This window comes from Undibacterium sp. Di26W, from assembly GCF_049340265.1.
In the GTDB taxonomy this organism is placed as follows: Bacteria; Pseudomonadota; Gammaproteobacteria; order Burkholderiales; family Burkholderiaceae_D; genus Undibacterium.
In genome coordinates, this window is the sequence record NZ_JBMPOR010000003.1 from 182145 (window position 1) to 207536 (window position 25392).

Sequence of the window (25392 nt, forward strand, 5' to 3'; positions counted from 1 at the left end):
ACCGGCTGTAAAAAAAGCAGCAGCAAAGCCAGCCGCAAAAAAAGCCGCGGCTAAGCCAGCCGCAAAAAAGGCCGCTCCAGCAAAACCAGCGACACCTGATGCAAAAACCGTTGTTAGTCCAAACGCAGCTTGGCCTTTCCCAACTGGTAATCGCCCGGCATAATCTTTGATATGCTTGGTTGCCTGGTCTTATTCAGGCACAATACCCACTGTTTGATTCGTCATGCAGTGGGTTTTTTTTTGAGGATGCATCGTGTTATATGAAATTTTCACTTTTGTCATTGATACGGTGACAGGCTTGTTTGCAGGGTTTTTGCTGTTGCGTTTCTGGATGCAGGTGCAGCGGGTTCGCCCACCAATGGGGCTGGCCCAGGCTATTTTCCAGTTGACGGACTGGCTGGTGCACCCCATACGGCGGGTAGTGCCAGGGTTTCGGGGCTATGACTGGGCGACACTGATAGCGGCATTTCTGGTGTCGCTACTGGCCATGGTGCTGGATGTCTGGCTGATATCGCATTTTTCTTTGAATACCATCCTGCTGCTGGCGGTTTTTCGCATGGTGCAGTGGATATTGTATGGCTTGATGGCCTTGCTGGTGCTGGAAGCCATTTTTAGCTGGGTCAACCCACAGGCACCTTTTGCGCCATTTATCCGGGCCCTGAATGAGCCCCTGCTATCGCCTTTGCGCAAATTGATCCCGCCTTTGGGTGGCCTGGATTTCTCGCCGCTGGTTGCCCTGATCATCTTGCAAATACTAAACAAGGTGTTGAGCGAAGGGTTCCCCAAGCTACTGGCGCTGCTGTAAATAGTTTCCGTGTGGTGGGCTGCTATGGCTGGCGCCAGCCTGCTTATTGATCTGGCTTCGAGGTAGACTGGCGAATGACCAGTTGCGGCATCAGCATTTCACGCCTTAACGGTGCTTCCGGGTCAACGATGCGGTTCACCAGAATCTGCGCCGTCAGGTTACCGATATCCTTTTTCGGTTGGGCAATGGTGGTCAGTGGTGGTGTGCTGAACGAAGCCAGGGCGATATCATCATAGCCAATGACGGACAGGGAGCCAGGTATCCTGACACCGGCTTCGTTGGCGGCACAAATGCCGCCTATCGCCATCAAGTCATTACTGGCAAAGATGGCTGTTGGCCGCTGCGGCAAGCCCAGTAATTGCTGAAAGGCGTTGAACCCGCCCTGGCTGGTAAAGTCGGCATGCACCAGGTATTCCGGTTTGAAGGCCAGCCCCGCTTCGCTGAGGGCGCGTCGGTAACCGGTCACGCGGTCGCCACTGGGTAGCAAAATATCCGGTCCGGCAACGCAGGCAATCTGCGTGTGACCCAGGCCGATGAGATAACGGGTTGCCTCATAGCCGCCCTGTTCATGGTCGGCTTCGATAAAATCTGCCACCACGCCTGATACTTCGCGATCCACCAATACCTTGGGAATGCCTTCGTCGGCCAGCAACTGAGTCAGTTCTTCATCCGACCCCGATGACACCAGGATCAAGCCATCGATACGTTTTTCCATCAATACGCGAATATAGGCCGCCTGTTTTTTGGGATCATCGTAGGAATTGCACAGGATGATGTTATAGCCCAGCTTGAATGACGCATCTTCTATACCCTGTATGATTTCTGCAAAATAGGGATTGGAATTATTCGGTATCATCATACCCAGAGTGTGGGTGCGGTCATTTTTCAGGCTGCGGGCGACGGCGCTGGGGATGTAGCGCAATTCCTGAATGACAGCCAGCACACGCTCACGTGCATCTTCACTGACGACACGGGTATTATTGATGACGTGAGAAACCGTGGTTGTGGAAACCCGGGCTTTCTCTGCGACTTGCTTCATTGTTGCCATAAGATTCCTGCCTTTCTGTGTCAAGATTATGACGCAGGATGCGGTTCGCGGCGTAAATTTTATGTAATAACTATTGTGTAATAACTATATAGAGAGATTTCTGATGAACGATCTTGTTATTCGTAACGCCAGTTTGCCGGATGGTCGCAAGGGACTGGATATTGCCATTCAGGATGGACGTATCAGTGCAGTGGCAGTGGCGCTGGCGGTCAAGGGGGCAGAAGAGATTGATGCACGTGGCAATCTGGTTACGCCCCCCTTTGTCGATGCCCATTTTCATATGGATGCGGTACTCAGCTATGGTTTGCCGCGGGTTAACCAGTCCGGCACTTTGCTGGAAGGCATCGCCCTGTGGGGAGAATTGAAACCCATGCTGACGCAAGAAGCATTGGTGGAAAGAGCCATGCGCTATTGTGACTGGGCTGTTGGTCGTGGCTTGCTGGCAATCCGATCACATGTGGATATTTGCGATGACCGTTTGCTGGCTGTCGAAGCCTTGCTGGAAGTGAAGCGTCGGGTCGCGCCGTATCTGGATTTGCAACTGGTGGCATTTCCACAGGATGGTATTTTGCGCAGCGCCACTGCCATGGATAATCTGAAACGCGCGATTGCCATGGGTGTTGATGTGGTCGGCGGCATCCCGCATTTCGAGCGCACCATGGCCGATGGCGCAGAATCCGTGCGCCTGCTGTGCGAGTTTGCTGCTGAAAAAGGCTTGCGGGTGGATATGCATTGCGATGAATCGGATGACCCACTGTCGCGCCATATTGAAACCCTGGCCTACCATACGCACAGACTGGGCATGCAGGGCCGGGTCGCTGGCTCGCACCTGACTTCCATGCATTCCATGGACAATTACTATGTCAGCAAGTTGCTGCCACTGATACGCGAAGCCGGAGTGGCTGCCATCGCCAACCCTCTGATTAATATCACCTTGCAGGGCCGGCATGATACCTATCCCAAACGTCGTGGCATGACCCGGGTGCCGGAAATGCTGGCGGCCGGGATAGAAGTGGCCTTTGGCCACGACTGTGTGATGGACCCCTGGTATAGCCTGGGGTCGGGCGATATGCTGGATGTGGCGCAGATGGGTTTGCATGTCGCCCAGATGACGGGGCAGGATGCCATGCGCCAGTGCTTCCAGGCAGTGACTGCGACACCAGCGCGCATACTGGGGCTGGAAGGCTATGGGCTGGAAGTGGGCTGCAATGCTGACCTGGTGATATTGGATGCCAGCGATCCGGTTGAGGCGATACGCTTGCGCGCCGCCCGTACCCATGTGCTGCGCCGTGGCAAAGTCATCAGCCAGACACCCGTGCCGCATGCGAATTTGAATTTGCCGGGACGGCCAGGGCAGGTGGATTTCCGGACGAAAAACTGAATGTACTAATATAGAGAGCTAGAGCGGAGATATAAGCAGAGACATAAGCAGAAACAGAGATACAGGCAGCGTGTCACGGCACGCTGCTTTACTATATAGATCAGAGTTGCGCGAAAGCTTTTTCTGCTGCTGCAATCGTGTCGGCAATGATGGCATCATCATGTTGTGCAGAAACGAAGCCTGCTTCAAAGGCGGATGGCGCCAGGTAGACACCCTGGTCCAGCATCAGGTGGAAGAAACGGTTGAACCGGTCTTTGTCACTGGCCATCATGGCAGCATAAGAACCCGGTACTTCATTGGCAAAATACAGGCCAAACATGCCACCCACGGCATCGGCACAGAAGGCGACATGGGCTGCTTTGGCGGCGGCACTTAAGCCGTCCACCAGCTTGCGGGTTTGCGTAGTCAGGTTTTCATAAAAGCCGGCTTGCTGGATAATTTTCAGGGTTGTCATGCCCGCTGCCACGGCGACCGGGTTGCCCGATAAGGTGCCGGCCTGATACACGCCACCCAAGGGGGCCATATGTCCCATCAGATCGGCGCGACCACCAAAGGCAGCCACCGGCAAACCACCGCCGATGACCTTGCCCAGGCAAGTCAGATCAGCTGGCACGCCATATAAAGCTTGCGCACCATGCAGGCCCACGCGGAAACCACACATCACTTCATCAAAAATCAGGACGCTGCCATGTTGGGTACACAGCTTGCGCATGGTATCGATGAATTCTTGCGTGGCGCGGATCAGGTTCATATTGCCGGCCACCGGTTCGACGATGACGCAGGCGATCTGAGCACCGATGGAAGCGAACACTTCTTCCAACTGCTGGCTATTATTATAGTCAAGCACCAGCGTGTGTTTGCTGAAGTCTTCCGGCACCCCGGCAGAGGTCGGGTTGCCAAAGGTCAGCAGGCCACTGCCTGCCTTGACTAATAAAGAGTCGGCATGGCCGTGGTAGCAGCCTTCAAACTTGATGATCTTGTCGCGTTTGGTGGCACCACGGGCCAGACGCAGGGCGCTCATGGTGGCTTCGGTGCCGCTGGAGACCAGACGCACCTGTTCGATGCTGGGCACGAGTTTGCAGATTTCTTCTGCCATCTCGATTTCGCCTTCGGTCGGCGCACCAAAACTCAGGCCGCGGGCAGCAGCAGCCTGTACCGCACTGATGACTTCCGGGTGGGCGTGACCGACGATGGCCGGACCCCAGGAGCCAATGTAATCAATATAGCGCCGGTCTTCTGCATCCCAGAAGTAAGGGCCTTGTGCACGCGTGATGAAGCGGGGCGTGCCACCTACGGAGCGAAATGCACGCACAGGGGAATTCACGCCGCCGGGAGTGGTTTTCTGGGCGCGTGCAAACAGGATATCGTTTTTATCGGTCATGATGGAGCTTCAATGTGGTGTGGCAATTCAGGTTCAAAAGGGGCGCTATGTATAAGCAGAATGGGGCTCAGCCGGGTTCTCTGGCCCAGAAGTAACGGTCTGGTATCAGTCTGCCCATGCCCAGCCTTTGTGCGTGGCTAAGTGCGGCATGGGTAAATTCTTGTGCTTCCAGCACCGCATCAGGAATGTCCAGGCCATTCGCCACCAGCGCGGCAATGGCGGCTGACAAGGTGGAGCCGGCACCCGCATGCGAGCCGGGCAGTCTTTGCCACAGATCATGTCGGACCACGCCAGATTCATCATATAAAGTATTGGCGAATTCATTACTGTCGCTGGCGGTGCCGGTCACTAATATATATTCGCAACCGGATTCTATGAGTGTCATGGCATCGGCTGCCAGGTCTTCGCTTTCACCGCCTTCTTTCCAGGTTTCCGCCAGACGCGACAGTTCGACTGCAGAAATCATCAGCAGGCTGGCCTGGGGTATCAGCAATTCGCGTATGGCCAGTACCAGATCCTCGGCTTCCGGTCCCTGTTCAATGATGACGGCATTGAATGGGTCCAGTATCATGGGCAGCTCAGGGTAGTCGGAAACGATTTCGGCAATGACGGTCACATTTTCCACGCTGCCAACCTGACCGACCTTGAAGGCCAGTACCGGCATGTCTTCCAGCACGCTGCGGGCTTGTTCATCGACCAGATCGGCTTCCAGTGGATGTAAATCATCGATTTGTGCCGTGTCACCAGTTAAAATGGCAGTCATCACGGGTAGTCCGTAACAACCCATCGCCGCAAATGAGGCGAGATCGGCCGGGATGCCGGTTGCTGCCACTGGATCGGAGGCGCCAAAGCTAAGTATTAGTGGAGAAATTTGGTTTTGCACGTTGGGTAGATTAATATAGCTGACTTCGTGGGGACTTAAATTACTCGCGCAAATGCCATTAATAACACAATGCAAACAGAATATTTGCAGCAGTTTCAATATTTTACTTGATTGAAGGGTTTTAGTCGTGACTGATACGGTAACGGAAAAGGGTGGTTTCAAGGCGTGGATGTGTTTGATTTGTGGTTGGGTGTATGACGAAGAGCAAGGCTCGCCCGAAGATGGTATACCGGCCGGCACCCGTTGGGACGATGTACCGATGAATTGGACCTGTCCGGAGTGCGGCGCACGCAAAGAAGATTTCGAAATGGTCGCAATTTGATAATAATCTGAACTATTTGACGATTTTGATGTTGCTTAGTATGTTTATTCAAGGAAAAAAAGCGCAAAACTACTATTTTTTGTTACAGTGATATGTGACCTTAATACTGCAGAGAAGAGATGATTTTATGTCAACGTTGACAGGCAACGAAAACTTGAAAATCATGGTGATCGACGATAGCAGCACCATCCGCCGTTCTGCCGAGATTTTTCTTGGTCAGGCTGGATACAAGATAGTTTTGGCCGAAGATGGATTTGATGCGCTGGCCAAGATAAATGATTCTCGTCCAGACCTGATTTTTTGCGATATCCTCATGCCTAGACTGGATGGATATCAAACTTGTGCTTTAATAAAAAAAAGCGCGAAATTCCGGGATACACCGGTAATTATGTTGTCTTCCAAAGACGGTTTATTTGACCGTGCTCGTGGTGCCATGGTCGGATCAGATGAGTATCTGACCAAGCCATTTACAAAAGATAGCCTGCTGAAAACGGTGAGAAATTACACGACAGCGACCTAGTTATATATGAAGTTAGTTAATGTGAGGTAAAAACAAGATGGCCATTCAAAAAATTCTGGTAGTAGACGATTCTCCGACAGAACGCTATTTCCTGACCGATGTACTGGTGAAAAATGGTTTTTCAGTGTCCACTGCTGAAAACGGTGAAGAAGCCCTGACAAAAATCAAGGCGGACAAGCCGCAACTGATTTTGATGGATGTAGTCATGCCAGGTCAAAATGGTTTCCAGATTACGCGTGCGATTGCAAAAGACCCGGACACACAAGACGTGCCGGTCATCATTTGCACTAGTAAAAATCAGGAAACCGACCGTATCTGGGGCTTGCGTCAGGGTGCGCGTGATTACCTGGTCAAGCCGATTGATCCTGTTGAGCTGCTGGCAAAGATTTCTGCCCTCGGCTAATCGGGATCTGGAATTCCATTTCTAGTACTTACAATAAAAGATATCTTCGGATTGCCTCATGAATCAGACTGTGCGTGACCCTGCTGCAGCAAATCTGGAAATTGTCAAAACTGATAAGGGCGTGCGTCGTACCCGCTTGCGTGAATTTCAGGCGCAGTTGTTGGAACGGATGCAGGCCGCGCAGCGTGGCGGCTATACCAAACTCAGTCAATTGGGCATTATGATAGGACAGGGCCGCTATCTTCTGGATTTGCGTGAGGCCGGAGAGATCGTCACCGCGGGGGCCCTGACCAGAGTGCCGCTGACGCGTGACTGGTATATAGGATTGTCAAATATCCGCGGTAATTTGACTGGTGTCGTTGATCTGCCACGTTTCCAGGGTAAGGATGCAACCAAGCTGGATAGTTCATGCCGGATTGTGGCGTTTGCACCGGGCATGGCATTCAATAGCGGTTTGTTGGTATCCCAGGTTCTCGGTTTGCGTGCCGTTTCCGAAATGGAAGAACTACCGCTGGAAACAGAGCATCTTGAAAACAAAGTCTGGCTGAAGAAAAAGTATCGTGACCGTGACGGCAATATATGGTTCGAACTCAGCCTGGCGATGTTGGTACAGGATCAGGATTTTTTGCAAATAGGCTTATAGTCAGCATGCATCATTTAGCAGCAAGGCTGATTGCTTTTCAATCGTTTAGGAGACTTAGTAATGGCATTTAATCTACCGTTCTCTTCCAAGGGAAAAGAAGATCCGGAAATTGACGGAGCAGAAGGCACGGCAAGGTCGTTCGGAAATGCTGATTCGATTGAAATTGAAGAAGCAAGCAACGTCAAAATGCTGTCACCTGAAGCACCGCATGCAGCGGCGGCAGAGTCCGTGGCACTGAAGCAGGACGCGCCTGCGGATGCGACCTTCATTGGTGATGCGCTTGAAAAAGGCGGCGATATTCGCCTGCCTATCATTGGCCGCATGTCCCTGCAGCAGCAGATGCGTATCCTGTCTATCATCATGGCGCTGGCCTTGCTGATGGGTGCGATATTCGTTTGGATGAATGCCAATCAGTCTGCCCTGATCTCCACTCAGGCACAGATCGCTGGTGAGGCGCTGATGCACTCGCAGCGTATCGGTAAAGCGGCACCGAATGCGATTCAGGGTAACGTCGAAGCCTTTAAACAGCTGAAAGACAGCCGTAGTGAGATGAACACCGATTTGACGATACTGTTGAACGGCGGTAATTATCAGGGTCGTATCGTTGACCGTGCCGATTCCAACCTTGAGCCAGTAGTCAAGGAAGCACAAAAAGCCTGGGGTAATTCCAACAAGGCAGCCGAAACGATTTTGAATCGTCAGAAAGAATTGACCGGTTTCGGTCAGACTCTGCAAAAAATGAATGCGCTGTCACCTTTGCTGCTGGAACTGACAGAGCAGATTTCCACCCTGAAAGTACAGGGCGGTGGTTCTGCACGTGAAATCAATGCTGCCGGTCAGTTGGTCATGTTGACCCAGCGTCTGGGTCGTAGTGCGAATGAATTCCTGACTTCCGAGGGTGTTAATCCTGAAACGGCGTTCTTGCTGGGTAAGGATACCAATACCTTCCGTGATCTGGTGGATGGCTTCCTGAAAGGCAGCGATGTATTGCGCCTGACAGCAACCAAAGATGCCGATACGCGCGACAAGCTCACCGAGCTGCAAAAAACTTTCGGCGAATACCAGGTCTTTGTATCCAGTATTCTGGGTAACCTGCAAAACTTCATTGCTGCCAAACAGTCGGAACAATTGCTGTTTAATGAAAATGAAGATTTGAAAAACAAGCTCAATAAACTGCAGAAGAACTATACCGCCCAACAGGATTCCACCAACATCTCTTTCTGGCTGATGCTGGTCAGCGCTGTCATTGCCTTGCTAGCTGCGGTCGGTGTTGCCCTGGTACTGTTGCAGGATAGCCGTAACCGTGCGAAAGAGGCGAATGAACGCCGCCTGGAAGCCGGTGCACAGATGATGCAGGCGCAAAAGCAAGAAGAAGAAGCGAAAGCTGCCAACGATCAGAACCAGGCTGCGATTTTGCGACTGATGAATGAATTGCAAGAGGTTGCGGATGGTGACTTGACGGTGCAAGCGACGGTTTCCGAAGATATCACGGGCGCGATTGCCGACTCGGTTAACTATACGGTGGAAGAGTTGCGCGGTCTGGTAGGCCGGGTAACGACCACAGCGGAACAGGTTACTTCAGCGTCCAATCAGGCGCAGAATATTTCTACCGATTTGTTGAACGCTTCTGAACAGCAATCACGTGAGATCAGTGATGCTGGTCAGGTGGTGTTGACGATGGCGGCAGATATTACCGACGTGTCCCGCTCTGCGAATGAATCTGCTCTGGTTGCGCGTCAATCGGTTGCTGCGGCGGAACAAGGTGCCCATGCGGTGGAAAACGCGATCAAGGGTATGAACGAGATTCGCGAACAGATCCAGGAAACTTCCAAACGTATTAAACGACTGGGTGAATCTTCCCAGGAGATTGGTGAGATCACTGAACTGATTTCCGACATTACTGAACAAACCAACGTTCTGGCGCTGAATGCGGCGATTCAGGCAGCGTCAGCGGGTGAAGCGGGTCGAGGCTTCTCGGTGGTTGCGGAAGAGGTTCAGCGTCTGGCGGAACGTTCGGCTGAAGCGACCAAGCAGATTGGTGCGCTGGTGCGTACGATTCAAACGGATACCCATGACGCGGTTGCCGCGATGGAAAAATCCACTCAGGGTGTGGTTGAGGGAGCGAAACTGTCAGATGCGGCGGGTACCGCCTTGTCTGAAATCCGTAGCGTTTCCAACCGTCTGGCGGAACTGATTCAAGGCATCTCGCTGGCGACGGAACAACAGGCGACATCAGCTAACGGCGTGGCACAAAATATTCAGCACATTTTGACCATCACCGAGCAAACCCAGCATGGTACGCAGCAAACTGCGGTTTCCATTAAGGAATTGTCCATGTTGGCTGAAGAACTCAAGAACTCAGTGTCACGGTTCCGGGTTGCTGCCTGATTTTCACGCCCCGGTTGTACTAGCTGCAACCCTATCATATTTGCACGGCAATGAACTGCGGTTCATTGCCCTTGAGTTTGCGGAGTACGCATGACATCCGATTTATCAAAATCGCCAGATCTTCCACAGGAACAGTTCGACATCGGACCGCTTTCCTGGGTGATGGGAGAAGTGCGGGAAGCCATCACGAACGCTGGGAAGATGCTCAAAGATGCGCTTACCCAAGATGCTGAAACCCGCCCAACCACCATTTTGCATGCGAAAAGTTATCTGCATCAGGCCCATGGCGCCTTGCAGATTGTTGATATCGATGGTGTATCCGTCGTTACAGAAACCATAGAGGAATTACTCGGACGTTTGCAAAGCGGTCAGCTGGAAATGACGCCAGCGCATGTTGACGTGATCGTTGATGCTTTTCATGCAGTCTTGCGTTATCTGGAAGATTTGTTGTCCGGCTCGCCACATCAGCCGGTACGCTTGTTCCCTTACTATCGCGGTTTGCTGGAATTAAAGGGCGCTGAAAGAATACATCCGGCCGATCTGTTTTTCCCTTCGTTGTATGCAAAGGAACAGATACCCGAACTGGCTGTCAGCAGCAAACCCTCTGCCATCAATGTTGCGACCTTGCGTCAACGCTTTGAAAAATTGTTGTTGACCGTATTGACCAGTAAAGACAAGACACAACAGAGCATTGCTGCACAATCCATGCATGATCTGTTGGCTGAAATTGAACAGGGCCAAAGCAACTCCCAGGCGAAAGCATTCTGGGTGGTCATGCGGGCTTTTGTTGACTCAGTCAGCCATGGCGGTTTTGAAAGCAATCAGCAACATGCGAAGCAGATATTTGGCCGCATCAATTTGCAGATTCGTCGCCTGGTGGAAGGCGCTACTGCCATTCCTGAACGTTTGTTGTGCGATACCCTGTTTTTCCTGGCGCAGGTCGACACCCCATCGTCATTTGTAGCCCGTATACGCAAGGCCTACCAGTTAGACAATACAGTGCCTGCTGATTATGATCAAAAGAACTATGGTCAGATCACAGCTGGTGCGCAAACAACTGCAAAAGAACAACTGTCTGCCGCCAAGAATCTGTGGGGCAGGATTGCCAATGGCGAAAATGGCCTGGCAGATAAATTCTCCCACAAAATGAGTGACCTGGCAGAGACAGGCACTGGTTTGAATGCGCCAGCTTTGTCGAAATTATTGCGTGAACTGAATGGAATTGCCCGCAGTGTGGCACATTCGCCAGATGGCAGCAAAATGGGCCTGGAACTGGCAACCAGCCTGCTGTTTGTTGAACATGCGCTGGATAATGTGACGCGTTTGCCGGCTCATTTTGCCGAGCGTGCTGAAGAAATCACCAAGCGCTTGCTGGCGGTGGTATCTGGCCAGGTACCACAAACCCAGTCCAGCTGGATGGGTGAAATTTCACGCGAGGCACAGCAACGCCAGACCATGGGCGTGCTGGTGGGAGAGATGCAATCGAGCCTGCGTCATATAGAAAAAATTCTGGACGAATATTTCCGTACGCCTGCCAATAAAGATACCCTGAAACCGATTGACGGCGTCTTGCATCAGGTTGGCGGCGCACTTGCCATCCTCGATCAGGATGATGCCATGGCCGCAGTGGAACATACGCGTCAACTGATTGCGCAGTTTGCCAATCAGGAAGAAGGCGCTGCGACTGCCCAGGGTGATGCACAGGTTGCCGCCCATCAGAACGTGGCGCAAAACATCGGTGCCCTGTCATTCTTCATCGAAACCTTGCAGTCGCAGCCGGATACCGTCAAGAAAAAATTCAGCTTCGACCACGAAGCCGGCGTGTTCCGCTCCAATTTGCTGGAAGCGCAGGCAGCCAAAGAATTGCTGCCTAGTACTGACATCCATCTGCCTGAAGAAGAGCATGTGTTCGAGGCGCAAGCTGCAGCGCATGCTGCAGAACTGGAACTGGCGCATGCGCAAGAAGTTGAGAATCTGGCAGCGGCCACAGAAGTCAGCGCGGCAGAAGCTTTGCCAGACCTGGTCGCTACCACCATACAAGTGGCACCAGCAGCAGTTGCTGCACCGGTAGAAGACACGGCAGCAGCAGATCAGGCAATCGATGCCGAATTGCTGGAAATCTTCCTGATGGAAGCAGATGAAGTGTTGGCCTTTGTCCAGGACACTTTACCGTTGTCCAGAAAAGATCCGGACAATCAGGAATACCTGACCAGCCTGCGCCGCTCTTTCCATACACTCAAGGGCAGTGGCCGCATGGTTGGCCTGAATGTGTTTGGCGAAGCTGCGTGGAACATAGAACAAGTCATGAATCTCTGGTTGTCAGAGTCACGTGACGGTGAAGAAAGTTTATATTCCCTGCTTGAGCATACTTCCAGCGAGATGCTGGTATGGGTCGATGAGCTGAAACAGAACGGTACATCACCACGCACTGGTGCCCGTATTATTGCTGCGGCTGAACGCGTCAAGGCAGGCCTGGATTATGTCGACGAGCCAGAAGTACCACAAGTGGTGGCAGTGGCTCCGGCGGAACCCGTGGCAGTTGCGGAACCGGTAGCCGAATTGCTAGTGGCAGAAGTGCCTGTGCCAGAATTGTCACTCACTCCGGAAGAGCCGATTGTTATCGAAGCACTGGCTCTGCCGGTCGTGGAAGAAATCATCAGCGCTACCCCACTGGAACTGGCTGCATTCGACGAATTGCCGATCGCAGACCTGGGAACGACTGTCAGCGAGGCAGTCAGTGCAGAAATTCCTGCACTGCTTGAGCCTGTCGACGCCATACAGATACCTGATCTGCATGTGGAAGCGACATTGCCTGAAACAGCTTTTGTTGAAGCGCTGTCTGCAGATGTGCCAGTAAAGGCAGAAGAATTGCTGGCCTTGCCGGTTGCAGAAACACTGACACTGGATGTATTGCCGGTCGAAGAGGAATTGCCAGCGCTGGCGGATACGGTCGCGGCCGAATCGCTGGTGGCAGAAGATATCCTCAGCACGCCCGACACTCTGGTTCCGGAAGAAATTACTGCCCTGGCTGATGTCGCCCCTGTCGAGGTCACTGAGTTGGCTGAAGTGCCTGTTGTTGAAATACCTGTCGTGGTTGAGGACGAGCCAGCTATCCTGCAAACACCGGTTGAAGTTGCTACTGCGCAAATCATAGAATTCCCTGATTTGTCTGCACCGATATCCGATGTGGATGACAACGTCAAGCGCATCGGCGATATCGAAATCAGCTTGCCGCTGTACTCTATCTACATGGCAGAAACCGATGAAATCGTGCGCTTCCTGGTGCAGGATTTTGCTGAATGGCGGCATGAACCGCATCGTCACGTTTCCACCCATGCGATCCACGCCAGCCACTCGCTGGCAGGTAGTTCTGCGACGGTAGGATTGAAGCCATTGCAAGAATTGGCACATAGCCTGGAATTCGTTCTGCAACGCCTGGAACGTCATCCGGTCGTCCTGTTCGACAATGAATATGACGTGCTTGATCACTCCGTGGAATCGGCCAAACGCATGCTGCAGAAGTTTGCCTTGTCCGAAATGGCAGCGTCTGCTCCTGCCGATATTCGTGAGCTTGACCGCCTGTTGCAGGTTGTCATCGAGCGTTCGAATATCGGTGCGGATGAAGAATACCTGACCTCGGCCAATGATAGATTGGACCTGGATAGCCTGTCTCATGCGGAAGAAGTTGCACCACTGGAAGAAGCAACTGAAGAATTGCTTGCCGCGGCGCTGCCGGAAGAAGCAGAGCTGGTAGAAACATTGCCTGTTCTGGATGAACCAGCGCTGGCATTACCTGAAGAACTGGTTCTGGCCACACCGGTCATGGAACCAGAAATCCTGGTGCCGGACCTGGTATTTACTGACGTAACCGAAGCCTTACCAGAAGAAATTCATGTTGAAGCGCTGGCATTGCCTGAAGTAACTGAAGCGTTTGACATTCCTGTCTTGCACGACGCGCCAGAATTGCCTGTGCTTGTGGAAGTTGAGCATGCTGCGCTTATCGAAGAAGTCTTGCCAGAACCTGAAGTTGTTGCTGTCGCCGCCGTTGCAGAACCAGAACCTGTTGTAGAACAACATGCACCGGCAACGCCAGTTGCTCCGGTAATACCGGCGATAGTCCACCCAGTCGTGCCAGAAGCTGTTGCTGTCAATGACTACGTACCTGCAGTGGCAGATCAGGGCACCCAGATCAAGGATGATCTGGATATGGATCTGTTACCGGTCTTCATAGAAGAAGGTAATGATCTCTTGCCTATGGTGGGGCAACTGCTGCGCTCGTGGCAACAACAGCCGGACGACAGTGCCATTCCACAGTCGATAGCCCGTCTGATGCATACCATCAAAGGCAGTGCACGGATGGCTGGTGCGATGGGCCTGGGTCAACATATCCATGACATGGAATCGCGTATCGAAAGTCTGATGCATGGTGGCAGCGCCGTACGCGCTTCCTTGCTGGACGACCTGATGGCCCGTCACGATTACAGCATGCACATGTTTGACCGCCTGATACATCCGGGCGCCTATGCTGCACCGGCAGCGTTTGATGCTGCCATGACTACCGCGCAGGAACTCGATCAGTTCCAGGAGCAACTGGCGGCAAACACCTTAGAACAGCCTGTTGTTAAAAATGAGCTGGTCAATCTGACACCAGCCGTGCCGACGATGACGCGTTCTTTGCCGGCAGCAGTGGCACCAGCAGCCAATACACCGGCAGCAGCAGTCACGCTGGTGCGTGTCCGTGCCGATATCCTGGATCGCCTGGTCAACCAGGCCGGTGAGGTGTCGATCTCGCGTTCACGCCTGGAAAATGAAGTCAGCACCCTGCGCTCGTCCCTCAGTGAATTGACGGAAAACGTCACTCGTCTGCGCGATCAGTTGCGTGAAGTCGAGATTCAGGCAGAAACCCAGATCACCTCACGCATGGCACACTCTGCCGACCGTGAGTTTGATCCGCTGGAATTTGACCGCTTCACGCGTCTGCAAGAGTTGACACGCATGATGGCCGAAAGCGTTAGCGACGTGGCCACCGTACAGACCAACCTGACTCGCACCATTGATGGCGCATCGAATGACTTGTTGGTACAGGCACGTTTGACACGTGATCTGCAACAAGATCTGATGCGTGTGCGTATGATCCCATTCGCCAGTATTTCCGAACGCCTATATCGGGTGACACGCCAAACTTCGAAAGAAATCGATAAACGCGTGAACCTGGATATTCGCGGTGCGACGGTGGAAATGGATAGGGGTGTTCTGGAAAAAATGGCTGGTCCATTTGAGCACTTGTTGCGTAACGCCATTGTCCACGGTATTGAAACCCGTGAGCAACGACGCAACAGCGGCAAGGAAGAAACCGGTGAATTGCTGATCGAAATCCGTCAGGAAGGTAATGAAGTCGTGATCCGCTTCAGCGATGACGGCCAGGGCCTGAACCTGAAACGCATACGTGAAAAAGCGCTGTCGGTTGGCCTGATCACGAATGACGACAATCCAGGTGAACTGGAAACAGCCAACATGATTTTCGAACCCGGCTTCTCGACGGCGGCGGAAATTACTGAACTTGCCGGTCGCGGCGTCGGTATGGACGTGGTCCGTTCCGAAGCAGCCTCGCTGGGTGGCCGTGTAGAAGTCACCACCAATGAAGGCAAGGGTGCAGAATTCACCATCCGCCTGCCTTTGACACTGGCCGTAACCCAGGTTGTGCTGTTGAGCTCCGGTGGCCGTACTTTTGCCGTGCCATCGGTACTGGTTGAACAGGTACAGCAATTGAAATCGCCTGCACTTGCCAATGCCTACAACGAAGGTGCTGTCATGTGGCAGGGCCAGCGTGTGACCTTGTATTACCTGTCTTCCATGCTTGGTCAGGATGATGCAACACCGATTACACAGCAATACACACCTTTGCTGATCATGAAGAGTGGTGGTGAACGGGTTGCCATCCATGTCGATGATATCGTTGGTAACCGCGAGGTGGTGGTTAAAAACATTGGCCCGCAACTGGCACGTATGACCGGTATTGCCGGTGCCACGGTACTGGGTTCCGGTGAAATCGTGTTGATTCTGAATCCGGTCCCGCTGGCACACAGGATGGAACACGAGCACGCCCGTCTGCAACACCTGGGTGCAGAAGCCGCACCTGAAATGGGTGCCGTCGCCACCCTGCATACGGCAACTGAAGTGGCGCCGACCAAGTCCGAACCGGTACAGGGCCTGCGTACCCAGCACACTGTCATGGTGGTCGATGATTCGCTGACAGTGCGTCGCGTGACCCAGCGTTTGCTGACACGTGAGGGGTATCAGGTCATCCTGGCGAAAGATGGCATCGATGCGCTGGAACAACTGCAATCGGTCACGCCTGACGTCATGCTGGTGGATATTGAAATGCCGCGCATGGATGGTTTCGATCTGACACGCAACGTACGCAGCGATTCTCGTACCAGCCATATCCCTATCATCATGATTACCTCGCGTACTGCGGATAAGCATCGCAATTATGCAAAAGAACTCGGTGTGAATGAGTACTTTGGTAAGCCGTATCAAGAGGATGATCTGTTGGGGGCTATCATGGGGTTTGTGGGTAAGGATGCGTCGGTGATCGTATAATTGCACGGTAGCTGATGTACTAAAAAAGCAGAGAGCGATTTCTGCTTTTTTGTTTTTGTCTTGCTTTCGTTTTCGCTTGTGTTTGTGTTTTTTTGCTTTTATGCGGTTGGCAGCGCGCATCGATTGATTACCGTGAACTTAGTAACGTCGCTCCAGCGAGTTTTTGGCTGGAGTCCAGCGGCGTTCATAGCAGGTCGTAAAGTGATTTTTCCGATGCCCATTTTCAATGTGGACATGTGTTGAATTGCGATCGCAGGCCGGTGGTAGACCGGCGGCTACATACCTTTTTGCTTCGCCAAAAAGGTATGCCAAAAAGGCGACCCAGGCGTCGTCGCCCCAGCGGCGTTCGCTGAATACTTTCGTCGTTAATTAAAGCGATTGCCCTTCGTAGAACCAGGCCGGGTCTCGGCCCGGCGGCCGAGATACTTTCTTTTGCGTCGCCAAAAGCAAGTATCCAAAGAAAAGGCGACCGCAGACTTGCCCTTCGGGTGCTTACGCTACGCTTCAGCACAATTTGTGCATCACAAAAAATGGGAAAGCTTCGAAACTCGCCCTTGGCTCAAACACGAAGCTTTCTGATCCATTTTCTGTGAAGCACAAATTGCTACGTCCCAAGCGGTTGAAAGTCAAAAGCAACTTCAAAATCAACAACAACCCCAAGGTCAAAACCAACAACTGCAAATTACTACAGATATAGGTTGGACAGGTCTCTAGCTTTTATTCACTCTCATCATGCGTAGCCACCTTCTTCACAACAGCATACCGCGTCAAAGTCTGCTTGCGCGCCATGTCATGTTCAACGATTGGAAATGGATAATCCTTGCCTATCTTGATACCAGCCTGTTCCAGCAATAGCGGTGCGGCTTTCCATGGTGCGTGGATGCTGCGCTTGTCGAGCTTGGCCAGTTGTGGCAGATAGCGCTTGATGAACTTGCCTTCGGCGTCGAATTTTTCTGATTGGGTGATGGGGTTGAAAATGCGGAAGTAGGGTTGGGCGTCGCAGCCGGACGAGGATGCCCATTGCCAGCCGCCGTTGTTGGCGGACAGGTCAAAGTCGTTCAACTGTTCGGCGAAATAGGCTTCGCCGCGACGCCAGTCTATGCCCAGGTCCTTGATCAGGAAGCAGGCAGTGACCATGCGCAGGCGGTTGTGCATGTAGCCGGTCTGGTTCAGTTGCAGCATGGCGGCATCGACTAGCGGGTAGCCGGTGCGACCTTCGCACCAGGCGGTGAAATGGGTGTCGGCCTGGGGGCCGGTTTCCCAGCGTATGGCATCGTAATCGGGTTTGAAGGAACGGCTGGCTACATGGGGGTGGTGATGTAAAATCATGAAATAAAAATCACGCCATATCAGTTCGGACAGCCAGACCTCGGCACCGCGATTGGCGGCAATGCGCATTTGCTGTATGGCTTCCTGTACCAGGTGGCGGATGGATACGGTACCAAAGCGCAAATGTACTGACAGGTAAGACGGTCCCTTGATGGCCGGGAAGTCGCGCGACTGGTCATACAGTTTTATGCGTCCCAGAAAGTCATCCAGCAATTGGCTGGCACCTGCCATGCCGGCGGCGACCGGCATGCGTCTTTCTGCGGCGGCAGGAAAGCCCAGTTCTGCCAGACTGGGTATGCCGCTTGCGGTGGGCCTGGCCAGCTTATGGGCATACTTTTCTATGGGGTAGGCACGGGAATAGAAATCGCTGGTATCAGCGTGAAATTTTTTCAGCCAGGCATTTTTATACGGCGTGAAGACCGAGAATGGCGTGCCCGCCAGGGACAAGACTTCTGCTTTTTCAAAGATGACCTGATCCTTGTAACTGAAGAAGGCGCAGTTGCTTGCCGATAAGCTTTGCTGGACGGCAGCATCACGCAGTTTTGCCTGTGGTTCATAGTCATGATTGACAAACACGGCATCAATGCCCAGTTCACGCGCCAGTCGCGGTATTTCTTCCTCTGCCAGGGCATGGCGCACAATCAGGCCGCCACCCATCTGTTCCAGTGCCTTTGCCAGTTCGCTCAGGCTTTCATGGATGAAGGCGACGCGTCTGTCATTGTCTGGTAAATCATTTAATATTTTTTCATCGAAAATGAAGGCGCAGAAGACGCTCTCGCTGTGGCGCAGGGCATGGTGCAGTGCTGCATGGTCAACATTGCGCAAATCCCGCCTGAACCAGACCAGGGAACGTTGAAAACGAAGTTTATTTTCTTGCATGAAAGAAATCAGCTGAACTAAATGGCAGGGCTTACAAAGTGTGACTAAAACGCTATGCGGCACCTTAGCACATATCGAAAAAGCACGCTAAAAATGCTAAAATGCGAATATGGCGAAGCAAACAAAATCCTTACATACCAATCTGCACGATGAGGCAACGCAGTCTGCATCACTGACTGCCAAACACAAGTTCAAAGTGAAAACTGAAGACGATGCCAATTTGGAATTGAATCTGACGAATCATTTCCTGATCGCAATGCCCTCCATGCTCGACCCCATTTTTGGCGGCACGGTCATTTACCTGTGCGAGCATAGTGCACGCGGTGCCATGGGTATGGTCATCAACCGCCCTACCGATTTGACGGTGGCTGGCCTGTTTGATCGTATAGACCTGAAGCTGGAAATCATTCCCGATTCGCACCCCATAGGCAAACGCCCAGTCATGTTTGGTGGCCCGGTGCAGGATGACCGCGGTTTTGTGCTGCATATGCCACCTGGCAAGTATTCATCTTCCCTCAAGGTAACGGACGACATCGCCTTTACCACCTCAAGAGACGTGCTGGAAGCCGTGGCTGCCGGTGACGGCCCCGAACAGGTGCTGATCAGTGTCGGTTATGCCGGCTGGAGTGCCGGTCAACTGGAGCAGGAAATACTGGCCAATGGCTGGCTGACTGTGGCCGCTGACGCCAGCATCATGTTTGATCTGCCTATGGAAGAGCGCTTCGCCGCTGCCATCAAACTGCTGGGCATCGACCCCATGATGCTCGCCGCCGATGCGGGACACGCCTGATGGCTGCGAGCGACGGTACCGTCCTTGCATTTGATTTTGGTTTGAAACGCATAGGCGTTGCCGTTGGAAATACTTTTCTGCGCCAGGCAGAAGCCTTAAGCATTATTCACGCCCCCACCAATGATGGCAAATTTGCCGAAATCAGCCGCTTGATGGAACAGTGGCAGCCTGTCCTCTGTGTGGTCGGCCTGCCCATGCATTCCGATGGCGCGGATAATGAAATGACACAACGCTGCAAGCGTTTTGCCAATCAGCTCAATGGTCGCTTCAATGTGCCTGCGGTACTGGTGGATGAACGTTATTCTTCCGCCGTGCTGGATGCGCGACGTGGCGAATTTATCGACGATGACGCGGCTGCCCTTATCCTGCAACAATATTTTGATGAAACGCCATGACTTCTCCACACCTCAGCCTGGATGCAGAAGCACTGTACCAGCAACTACTGAATCAGATACGGCCCCATGCAGCAGTACAGGAACATCTTGCGATTGTCGGCATTTATTCTGGCGGTGCCTGGATAGCCGAACGCCTGGTGACTGACCTGGGCCTGAAAGACAAGGCCGGCTTCATCGACGTTTCCTTTTATCGCGATGACTATGCCGCCAAAGGCCTGCATGCCGAAGTCAAGCCCACGCACATTCCCTTTGATGTGAATGGTGCCCACATCATCCTGGTGGATGATGTGCTGTACACCGGCCGTACCACCCGTGCCGCCATCAATGAATTATTTGATTATGGCCGTCCGGCCCGCATCATGCTGGCAACCCTGGTCGATCGTGGTGGCCGCGAATTGCCGGTTGCAGCCGATTTTGTTGCTCACACCGCCTCATTTGAACCCGCCGTCTCTGTCAATCTGCAGCGTGCAGATGATGGCACTTTCAGCATCTCTGTCGACCATGCATAATCCCCAGCTCAATAAACACGGCGAACTCCAGCATTTACTGACGATAGATGGTTTACCGAAAGCCATCGTCAACCATATCCTGGATACCGCTTCCTCCTTCGTCAGCGTCAGCGACAGGGAAGTCAAGAAAGTGCCGCTGATGCGTGGCAAAAGTGTATTCAATCTGTTCTTTGAAAACTCTACCCGTACCCGTACCACGTTTGAAATTGCTTCCAAGCGTTTGTCGGCTGATGTCATCAATTTGAATATCGCCGCTTCCAGCACCAGCAAGGGGGAATCACTGCTCGATACCATAGACAACCTGGCGGCCATGCATGCCGACATGTTTGTGGTACGCCACGCGACTTCCGGTGCGCCTTTCCTGATCGCCAAACATCTGAATGACACCAAACAGCATCATGTGCATGTGGTGAATGCGGGTGATGGCCGGCATGCCCACCCCACCCAGGGTTTGCTGGACATGTACACCATACGTCATTACAAAAAAGACTTCACCAACCTGACGGTCGCGATCGTTGGTGACGTCTTGCACAGCCGCGTGGCCCGTTCCGACATCCATGCCCTGACCACCCTGGGCGTGCCGGAAGTACGCGTCATCGGCCCACGTACCCTGTTGCCCGGTGGCCTGGAGCAAATGGGCGTGCGGGTGTTCAACAACATGAACGAAGGCTTGAAAGGCGTCGATGTCATCATCATGCTGCGCCTGCAAAATGAACGCATGAGCGGTGCATTGCTACCCTCGGCGCAGGAATATTTCAAGAGCTATGGCCTGACGCCTGAACGTCTGGCGCTGGCCAGGCCAGGGGCCATCGTCATGCATCCGGGGCCAATGAACCGTGGTGTGGAAATTGATTCTGCCGTGGCCGATGGTCCGCAGGCAGTTATCCTGCCCCAAGTCACGTTTGGTATTGCCGTGCGCATGGCAGTCATGAGTATCGTGGCTGGTAACAGCGGCGGGGTATGAGGGAACTATGAAAATACATATCAAGAATGGCCGCGTGATTGATCCGGCAAGTGGCACAGATGCCGTACAGGATGTATTTATCGCGGCCGGCAAGATCGTCGCCATCGGCCAGGCACCGGCAGATTTTGTCGCCAATAAAGTTGTCGATGCCACTGGCCTGGTGGTCGCACCCGGTCTGGTTGATCTGAGTGCCCGCTTGCGTGAACCCGGCTTTGAATACAAGGCTACGCTGGAATCCGAATTGCAGGCCGCCATGCGTGGTGGCGTCACCAGCCTGGTCTGCCCGCCGGATACGGACCCGGTGCTGGATGAATCCGGCCTGGTGGAAATGTTGAAGCAAAGAGCGCGCATGCAAAACAAGGCGCATGTGTATCCGCTCGGTGCACTGACAGTCGGCTTGAAGGGCGAAGCCCTGACCGAGATGGCAGAGCTGACACAGGCCGGTTGCATCGGTTTTTCACAGGCAGAAGAAACCATTGCCAATACCAATACTTTGCAAAGAGCGCTGGAATACGCCAGTACCTTTGGTTTCACAGTCTGGCTGCGCCCGCAAGATGCCTACATAGGCAAGGGTGGTGTGGCGCATAGTGGACCCTTGGCGTCACGTCTGGGTTTGTCCGGCGTGCCTGTCATGGCAGAAACCATTGCCCTGCACACCCTGTTTGAACTCATGCGCGCGACCAATGCCAAAGTGCATTTGTGTCGTATCTCTTCCGCTGCCGGTTTGGAGTTGATACGCAAGGCCAAGAAAGAAGGCTTGTCTTTGACCTGTGACGTTGGTGCCCACCATGTGCACCTGACCGATGCAGATATCGGTTTCTTCGATTCGAATGCACGCCTGACACCACCCTTACGCAGCCAGCGTGACCGCGATGCCATCAGCGCGGCATTGAAGGATGGCACTATAGATGCGATCTGTTCCGACCACACGCCGGTCGATGATGACGAAAAATTGCTGCCCTTTGCCGAAGCTTCACCCGGCGCAACCGGTCTGGAATTATTGCTGTCGCTGGTACTGAAATGGGTAGAAGACAGCCGTGGCGAAGTCAGCCTGATACTGGCCCTGTCCAAAATCAGCCACCATGCAGCCAGGGTCGCAGGTGTACCTGCCGGACAAATCGCCGTTGGGCATGCTGCCGATATCTGCATCTTTGATCCGGCTACGCGCTGGAAGGTAGAAGCAAAAGCCCTCGCCAGCCAGGGCAAACATACCCCTTTCCTGGGGTATGAATTACCGGGCATGGTGAAAGCAACCATCGTGTCGGGGCATGTGGCGTTTGATACTCTGCATTGATTGAGCTTTACTACATTGAGCTTTATTGTGCAGGCAGTTTCTGAGGATGTAGGTTGAGCTGCATCATTTGGGTAATAAGATACATGCTGGGAGTATGGTTCACCGTACTCCCGTTTGTTTTATTGTGATTTAAAATTTTATTCTTACCCCTTGTGGGTATGGGCGAGTTGGGCATGATCGTTTGGCATTTTTTTCGGGTATTCATTCATCTCATTGCGGGTCTGCTGACGTGCGCAGTGGTCTTTCCATTTGCCCATGATGCCAGGCGTGATTATCTGGTGCGTCGCTGGTCGGTCAAATTGTTGGCCATCTGCACCGTCGATGTTGCTTTCAAAGATAAAAGCGAAGGCGCGGTGAACGCGTCTGCGATGATCGTTTCCAATCATATTTCCTGGCTGGACATTTTTGTCATCAACACCTTGCACCCTTGCCATTTTGTTGCCAAGTCAGATATCCGTAACTGGCCTTTGCTGGGCTGGTTATGTGAGAAAGCGGGCACCATTTTCCTGGTGCGTGGCAGGCAGCGTGATGTACGTCGTATTTATGAAGGACTGGTACATCAGATCGAAGCGGGTAAACGCATTGCGTTTTTCCCCGAAGGCACGACAGCATCACAAGGGAATGTGCTGTCTTTTCATGCCAATCTGTTTGAAGCAGCGATAGAAGCCCGCGTGCCGGTGCAGCCATTCGTGCTTCGCTATCTGGATGCACAAGGCCAGTTCCATACGGCGGCTGATTTTATTGGCGACATGACTTTTGCAGAAAGTATGCGCATCATCTTGCTGGCACCGCGCATGACGGCAGAACTGGTGCGCTTGCCCACCATCCCTACCGACGGTGCGCACAGGCGCGATGTCGCCAGGCTGGCGCGCGCAGCCGTGATGCAGGAATTGGGTGTGGTCGAAATTTAACCTGGCTGTTGCTGTTGCGGACAATCTATCTGCACCACGTCACGGTCTTCCAGCGCAACCGCCGTCAATTTTCCACCCCAGACACAACCGGTGTCCAGGCTGATCAGATTGGGGCGCAATACCAGGCCCAGTGTTGACCAGTGGCCAAAAACCATGGTGTTGTCCTCTGTGGCCCTGGGCAAATCAAACCATGGTGCAAATCCTTCAGGTGCAGCACCCGCGCCATCCTTGGTAGCAAAATCCATCTTGCCGTCGGCGCTGCAAAAACGCATGCGCGTCAGTGCATTGATGATGCAGCGGTAACGTGAATGACCCTGTAAATCATCCTGCCATTGATCGGGTGTGTTGCCATACATATTCTGCAGCAGGTCCAGCCAGTCATGGGCGCGCAAGCGGGTTTCCACTTCCTTTGCCAGGCTCAGCGTCTGCGCTGCCGACCATTGCGGAAAGACGCCAGCATGTACCAGCACATGCTGGTTCTTGAAAATTGCCAAAGGGCGTTGTCGCAACCAGTACAGTAGCTCATCGCGGTCAGGGGCTTGCAGGATGTCGTCCAGGGTGTCGTTGTGGTGGGCAGGGCGTATGCCATGGGCGACAGCCAGCAAATGCAGGTCGTGGTTGCCTAATACGCTTTCGGCACGTCCGCTTTGTTGCAGGCTGCGTATCAAACGCAGGCTTGCCAGTGAATGCGGACCACGATTTACCAGATCACCGGCGAACAGATAGTAAGCGTGCGGTGAGCGCGCTTCTATCTTGTCAAGCAGGGTCTGCAACTGTTCGGCACAGCCTTGTATATCGCCGATGAAATAGGTTTTGCTCATTGCATTATCAGTGATCCGCACCCAGTCGTTTCGATTCGGAGCGACTGATCAGGGCTTGCTGTTTTTGTTGCTCACGCACGCTGGCAGTGATCATGGTTGGCCAGCCTATCAGGTGTTGCTCGGCAATCTCTGCCAGGCCACGCATCCATACCGGCGATTCATTCAGGCAGGGGATGTAGTTGAATTCCTTGCCACCGGCCCGCAGGAAATCGGTCTTTACTTCCATGGCGATTTCTTCCAGGGTTTCCAGGCAGTCGGCGATAAAGCCGGGGCAGATAACATCGATGCGTTTGACACCGTCTTTTGCCAATTTTTGTACCGTCGGTGCAGTATAGGGTTGCAACCACTCGGCACGACCCAGGCGCGACTGGAAAGTGACAATATAATCGTCCTTGCCCAAGCCCAGTTTGTCAGCCAGCAGGCGGGCGGTTTTATAGCATTCGCAATGATAGGCGTCGCCCCGCAGTAAAAAAGCTTTCGGCAAGCCGTGAAAACTCATGACCAGTTTCTGAGGCCGGCCATGGCTTTGCCAGTGCTCCATGACAGATACTTTCAATGCCTGAATATAGCCGTCATGATCATGATAGTTCTTGATGAAGCGCAGCTCAGGCATGTTCCTGACTTGTTGATAATGCTGGACCACCGCATCAAAATTTGATGCGGTGGTGGTGCCAGAATATTGCGGATAGGCGGGCAAAATCAATATGCGCTCGCAACCTTCTTTTTTGAGTTTTTGCAAGACCTCAGGGATGGATGGCGAACCGTAGCGCATGGCATAGGCAACTTGAACTTCGTGTCCGCGTTCACCCAGGTAACCCTTCAGCAGGGCGGCCTGTTTTTCTGTATGAATTTTCAGTGGTGAACCATCTTTGGTCCAGATGGAGGCGTATTTTTTTGCAGACTGGCCAGAACGAAATGGCAGGATGATGCCGTGCAAGATCAGCCACCAGATTGGGCGCGGCACTTCCACTACACGCCGGTCCCATAAAAATTGTTTCAGGTAAGGGCGCACTGCCGATGCCGTAGGGGCTTCCGGTGTGCCCAGGTTGATCAGTACGACGGCAGTTTTAGCTATCTTGCCGTGGGAATATTCGGGTTCTTTGAGGAAGCGCATGATGTTGTA

At 53.0% G+C, this 25392-nt stretch carries 20 protein-coding genes; 14 read left to right on the forward strand and 6 right to left on the reverse strand.

Annotation, left to right across the window (positions count from 1 at the left end):
* Positions 1-253: 253 nt before the first annotated feature.
* Positions 254-805, forward strand: coding sequence for a YggT family protein (locus tag ACO0LM_RS05175; RefSeq protein ID WP_423034934.1), 552 nt, complete (start codon positions 254-256; stop codon positions 803-805).
* 43 nt (positions 806-848) lie between these two features.
* Here ACO0LM_RS05175 and ACO0LM_RS05180 read toward each other — a convergent pair whose 3' ends face one another.
* Entirely contained in the window at positions 849-1853 is a 1005-nt protein-coding gene (locus tag ACO0LM_RS05180) for a LacI family DNA-binding transcriptional regulator (RefSeq protein ID WP_423034936.1), read from the reverse strand.
* A 103-nt stretch (positions 1854-1956) separates the two neighbouring features.
* On the opposite strand from ACO0LM_RS05180, the gene ACO0LM_RS05185 reads away from it, so the two are divergent.
* A complete protein-coding gene (locus tag ACO0LM_RS05185) occupies positions 1957-3234 on the forward strand; it encodes an amidohydrolase family protein (RefSeq protein ID WP_423034938.1) in 1278 nt (425 codons plus the stop codon).
* A 100-nt stretch (positions 3235-3334) separates the two neighbouring features.
* Here the strand turns inward: ACO0LM_RS05185 and hemL are convergent, their stop codons facing one another.
* Both hemL and thiD read right to left on the reverse strand, forming a co-directional pair.
* Positions 3335-4615 (reverse strand): glutamate-1-semialdehyde 2,1-aminomutase, encoded by a 1281-nt coding sequence (gene hemL, locus ACO0LM_RS05190; protein WP_423034940.1) that lies wholly within the window; start codon positions 4613-4615, stop codon positions 3335-3337.
* Positions 4616-4682: 67 nt separating this feature from the next.
* Positions 4683-5498 carry a bifunctional hydroxymethylpyrimidine kinase/phosphomethylpyrimidine kinase gene (gene thiD, locus ACO0LM_RS05195; protein ID WP_423034942.1) on the reverse strand — a complete coding sequence of 272 codons (816 nt, stop codon included), beginning with the start codon at positions 5496-5498 and terminating at the stop codon, positions 4683-4685.
* A gap of 169 nt (positions 5499-5667) precedes the next feature.
* Here thiD and ACO0LM_RS05200 point away from each other — a divergent pair, with 169 nt between their 5' ends.
* The 6 genes from ACO0LM_RS05200 to ACO0LM_RS05225 all read left to right on the forward strand — a co-directional run bounded on the left by ACO0LM_RS05200 (position 5668) and on the right by ACO0LM_RS05225 (position 16377).
* Positions 5668-5820, forward strand: coding sequence for a rubredoxin (locus tag ACO0LM_RS05200; protein WP_423035256.1), 153 nt, complete (start codon positions 5668-5670; stop codon positions 5818-5820).
* Positions 5821-5947: 127 nt separating this feature from the next.
* A complete protein-coding gene (locus ACO0LM_RS05205; protein WP_422982996.1) occupies positions 5948-6340 on the forward strand; it encodes a response regulator in 393 nt (130 codons plus the stop codon).
* A gap of 37 nt (positions 6341-6377) precedes the next feature.
* Complete coding sequence (locus ACO0LM_RS05210; protein ID WP_186947024.1) at positions 6378-6743, forward strand: response regulator transcription factor; 366 nt, start codon at positions 6378-6380, stop codon at positions 6741-6743.
* A 58-nt stretch (positions 6744-6801) separates the two neighbouring features.
* A complete protein-coding gene (locus tag ACO0LM_RS05215) occupies positions 6802-7386 on the forward strand; it encodes a chemotaxis protein CheW (protein WP_422982999.1) in 585 nt (194 codons plus the stop codon).
* Positions 7387-7446: 60 nt separating this feature from the next.
* A complete protein-coding gene (locus tag ACO0LM_RS05220) occupies positions 7447-9774 on the forward strand; it encodes a methyl-accepting chemotaxis protein (RefSeq protein WP_423034944.1) in 2328 nt (775 codons plus the stop codon).
* Positions 9775-9864: 90 nt separating this feature from the next.
* Complete coding sequence (locus ACO0LM_RS05225; RefSeq protein WP_423034946.1) at positions 9865-16377, forward strand: Hpt domain-containing protein; 6513 nt, start codon at positions 9865-9867, stop codon at positions 16375-16377.
* A 717-nt stretch (positions 16378-17094) separates the two neighbouring features.
* On the opposite strand, the gene ACO0LM_RS05230 is transcribed toward ACO0LM_RS05225, so the two are convergent.
* The gene (locus ACO0LM_RS05230; protein WP_423034948.1) at positions 17095-18585 is read right to left on the reverse strand and encodes a cryptochrome/photolyase family protein; all 1491 of its coding nucleotides are present in this window, start codon (positions 18583-18585) and stop codon (positions 17095-17097) included.
* A gap of 109 nt (positions 18586-18694) precedes the next feature.
* On the opposite strand from ACO0LM_RS05230, the gene ACO0LM_RS05235 reads away from it, so the two are divergent.
* From ACO0LM_RS05235 to ACO0LM_RS05260, 6 genes are all read left to right on the forward strand, one after another.
* Positions 18695-19375, forward strand: coding sequence for a YqgE/AlgH family protein (locus ACO0LM_RS05235; protein WP_423034950.1), 681 nt, complete (start codon positions 18695-18697; stop codon positions 19373-19375).
* Entirely contained in the window at positions 19375-19770 is a 396-nt protein-coding gene (gene ruvX, locus ACO0LM_RS05240) for a Holliday junction resolvase RuvX (RefSeq protein ID WP_422983011.1), read from the forward strand. Before ACO0LM_RS05235 ends, ruvX begins: the two co-directional genes overlap by 1 nt.
* Complete coding sequence (gene pyrR, locus ACO0LM_RS05245; RefSeq protein WP_423034952.1) at positions 19767-20279, forward strand: bifunctional pyr operon transcriptional regulator/uracil phosphoribosyltransferase PyrR; 513 nt, start codon at positions 19767-19769, stop codon at positions 20277-20279. Before ruvX ends, pyrR begins: the two co-directional genes overlap by 4 nt.
* Positions 20272-21243 carry an aspartate carbamoyltransferase catalytic subunit gene (locus ACO0LM_RS05250; protein ID WP_422983177.1) on the forward strand — a complete coding sequence of 324 codons (972 nt, stop codon included), beginning with the start codon at positions 20272-20274 and terminating at the stop codon, positions 21241-21243. Before pyrR ends, ACO0LM_RS05250 begins: the two co-directional genes overlap by 8 nt.
* 7 nt (positions 21244-21250) lie before the next feature.
* Positions 21251-22537, forward strand: a complete 1287-nt coding sequence (locus ACO0LM_RS05255; protein ID WP_423034954.1) for a dihydroorotase — start codon at positions 21251-21253, stop codon at positions 22535-22537.
* 173 nt (positions 22538-22710) lie between these two features.
* Positions 22711-23448, forward strand: coding sequence for a lysophospholipid acyltransferase family protein (locus ACO0LM_RS05260; protein WP_423034956.1), 738 nt, complete (start codon positions 22711-22713; stop codon positions 23446-23448).
* Here ACO0LM_RS05260 and ACO0LM_RS05265 read toward each other — a convergent pair.
* Together ACO0LM_RS05265 and hemH are read right to left on the reverse strand one after the other, a co-directional pair.
* Complete coding sequence (locus tag ACO0LM_RS05265; RefSeq protein WP_423034958.1) at positions 23445-24269, reverse strand: symmetrical bis(5'-nucleosyl)-tetraphosphatase; 825 nt, start codon at positions 24267-24269, stop codon at positions 23445-23447. The genes ACO0LM_RS05260 and ACO0LM_RS05265 overlap by 4 nt on opposite strands.
* Before the next feature lie 7 nt (positions 24270-24276).
* Entirely contained in the window at positions 24277-25383 is a 1107-nt protein-coding gene (gene hemH / locus ACO0LM_RS05270) for a ferrochelatase (protein WP_423034960.1), read from the reverse strand.
* Positions 25384-25392: the final 9 nt, after the last annotated feature.

Coding starts and splice junctions, on each gene's coding strand:
- ACO0LM_RS05180 (WP_423034936.1), bottom strand. CDS start 1,853: ATGGCAACAATGAAGCAAGTCGCAGAGAAAGCCCGGGTTTCCACAACC.
- ACO0LM_RS05185 (WP_423034938.1), top strand. CDS start 1,957: ATGAACGATCTTGTTATTCGTAACGCCAGTTTGCCGGATGGTCGCAAG.
- hemL (WP_423034940.1), bottom strand. CDS start 4,615: ATGACCGATAAAAACGATATCCTGTTTGCACGCGCCCAGAAAACCACT.
- ACO0LM_RS05200 (WP_423035256.1), top strand. CDS start 5,668: ATGTGTTTGATTTGTGGTTGGGTGTATGACGAAGAGCAAGGCTCGCCC.
- ACO0LM_RS05205 (WP_422982996.1), top strand. CDS start 5,948: ATGTCAACGTTGACAGGCAACGAAAACTTGAAAATCATGGTGATCGAC.
- ACO0LM_RS05210 (WP_186947024.1), top strand. CDS start 6,378: ATGGCCATTCAAAAAATTCTGGTAGTAGACGATTCTCCGACAGAACGC.
- ACO0LM_RS05215 (WP_422982999.1), top strand. CDS start 6,802: ATGAATCAGACTGTGCGTGACCCTGCTGCAGCAAATCTGGAAATTGTC.
- ACO0LM_RS05220 (WP_423034944.1), top strand. CDS start 7,447: ATGGCATTTAATCTACCGTTCTCTTCCAAGGGAAAAGAAGATCCGGAA.
- ACO0LM_RS05225 (WP_423034946.1), top strand. CDS start 9,865: ATGACATCCGATTTATCAAAATCGCCAGATCTTCCACAGGAACAGTTC.
- ACO0LM_RS05230 (WP_423034948.1), bottom strand. CDS start 18,585: ATGCAAGAAAATAAACTTCGTTTTCAACGTTCCCTGGTCTGGTTCAGG.
- ACO0LM_RS05235 (WP_423034950.1), top strand. CDS start 18,695: ATGGCGAAGCAAACAAAATCCTTACATACCAATCTGCACGATGAGGCA.
- ruvX (WP_422983011.1), top strand. CDS start 19,375: ATGGCTGCGAGCGACGGTACCGTCCTTGCATTTGATTTTGGTTTGAAA.
- pyrR (WP_423034952.1), top strand. CDS start 19,767: ATGACTTCTCCACACCTCAGCCTGGATGCAGAAGCACTGTACCAGCAA.
- ACO0LM_RS05250 (WP_422983177.1), top strand. CDS start 20,272: ATGCATAATCCCCAGCTCAATAAACACGGCGAACTCCAGCATTTACTG.
- ACO0LM_RS05255 (WP_423034954.1), top strand. CDS start 21,251: ATGAAAATACATATCAAGAATGGCCGCGTGATTGATCCGGCAAGTGGC.
- ACO0LM_RS05260 (WP_423034956.1), top strand. CDS start 22,711: ATGATCGTTTGGCATTTTTTTCGGGTATTCATTCATCTCATTGCGGGT.
- ACO0LM_RS05265 (WP_423034958.1), bottom strand. CDS start 24,269: ATGAGCAAAACCTATTTCATCGGCGATATACAAGGCTGTGCCGAACAG.
- hemH (WP_423034960.1), bottom strand. CDS start 25,383: ATGCGCTTCCTCAAAGAACCCGAATATTCCCACGGCAAGATAGCTAAA.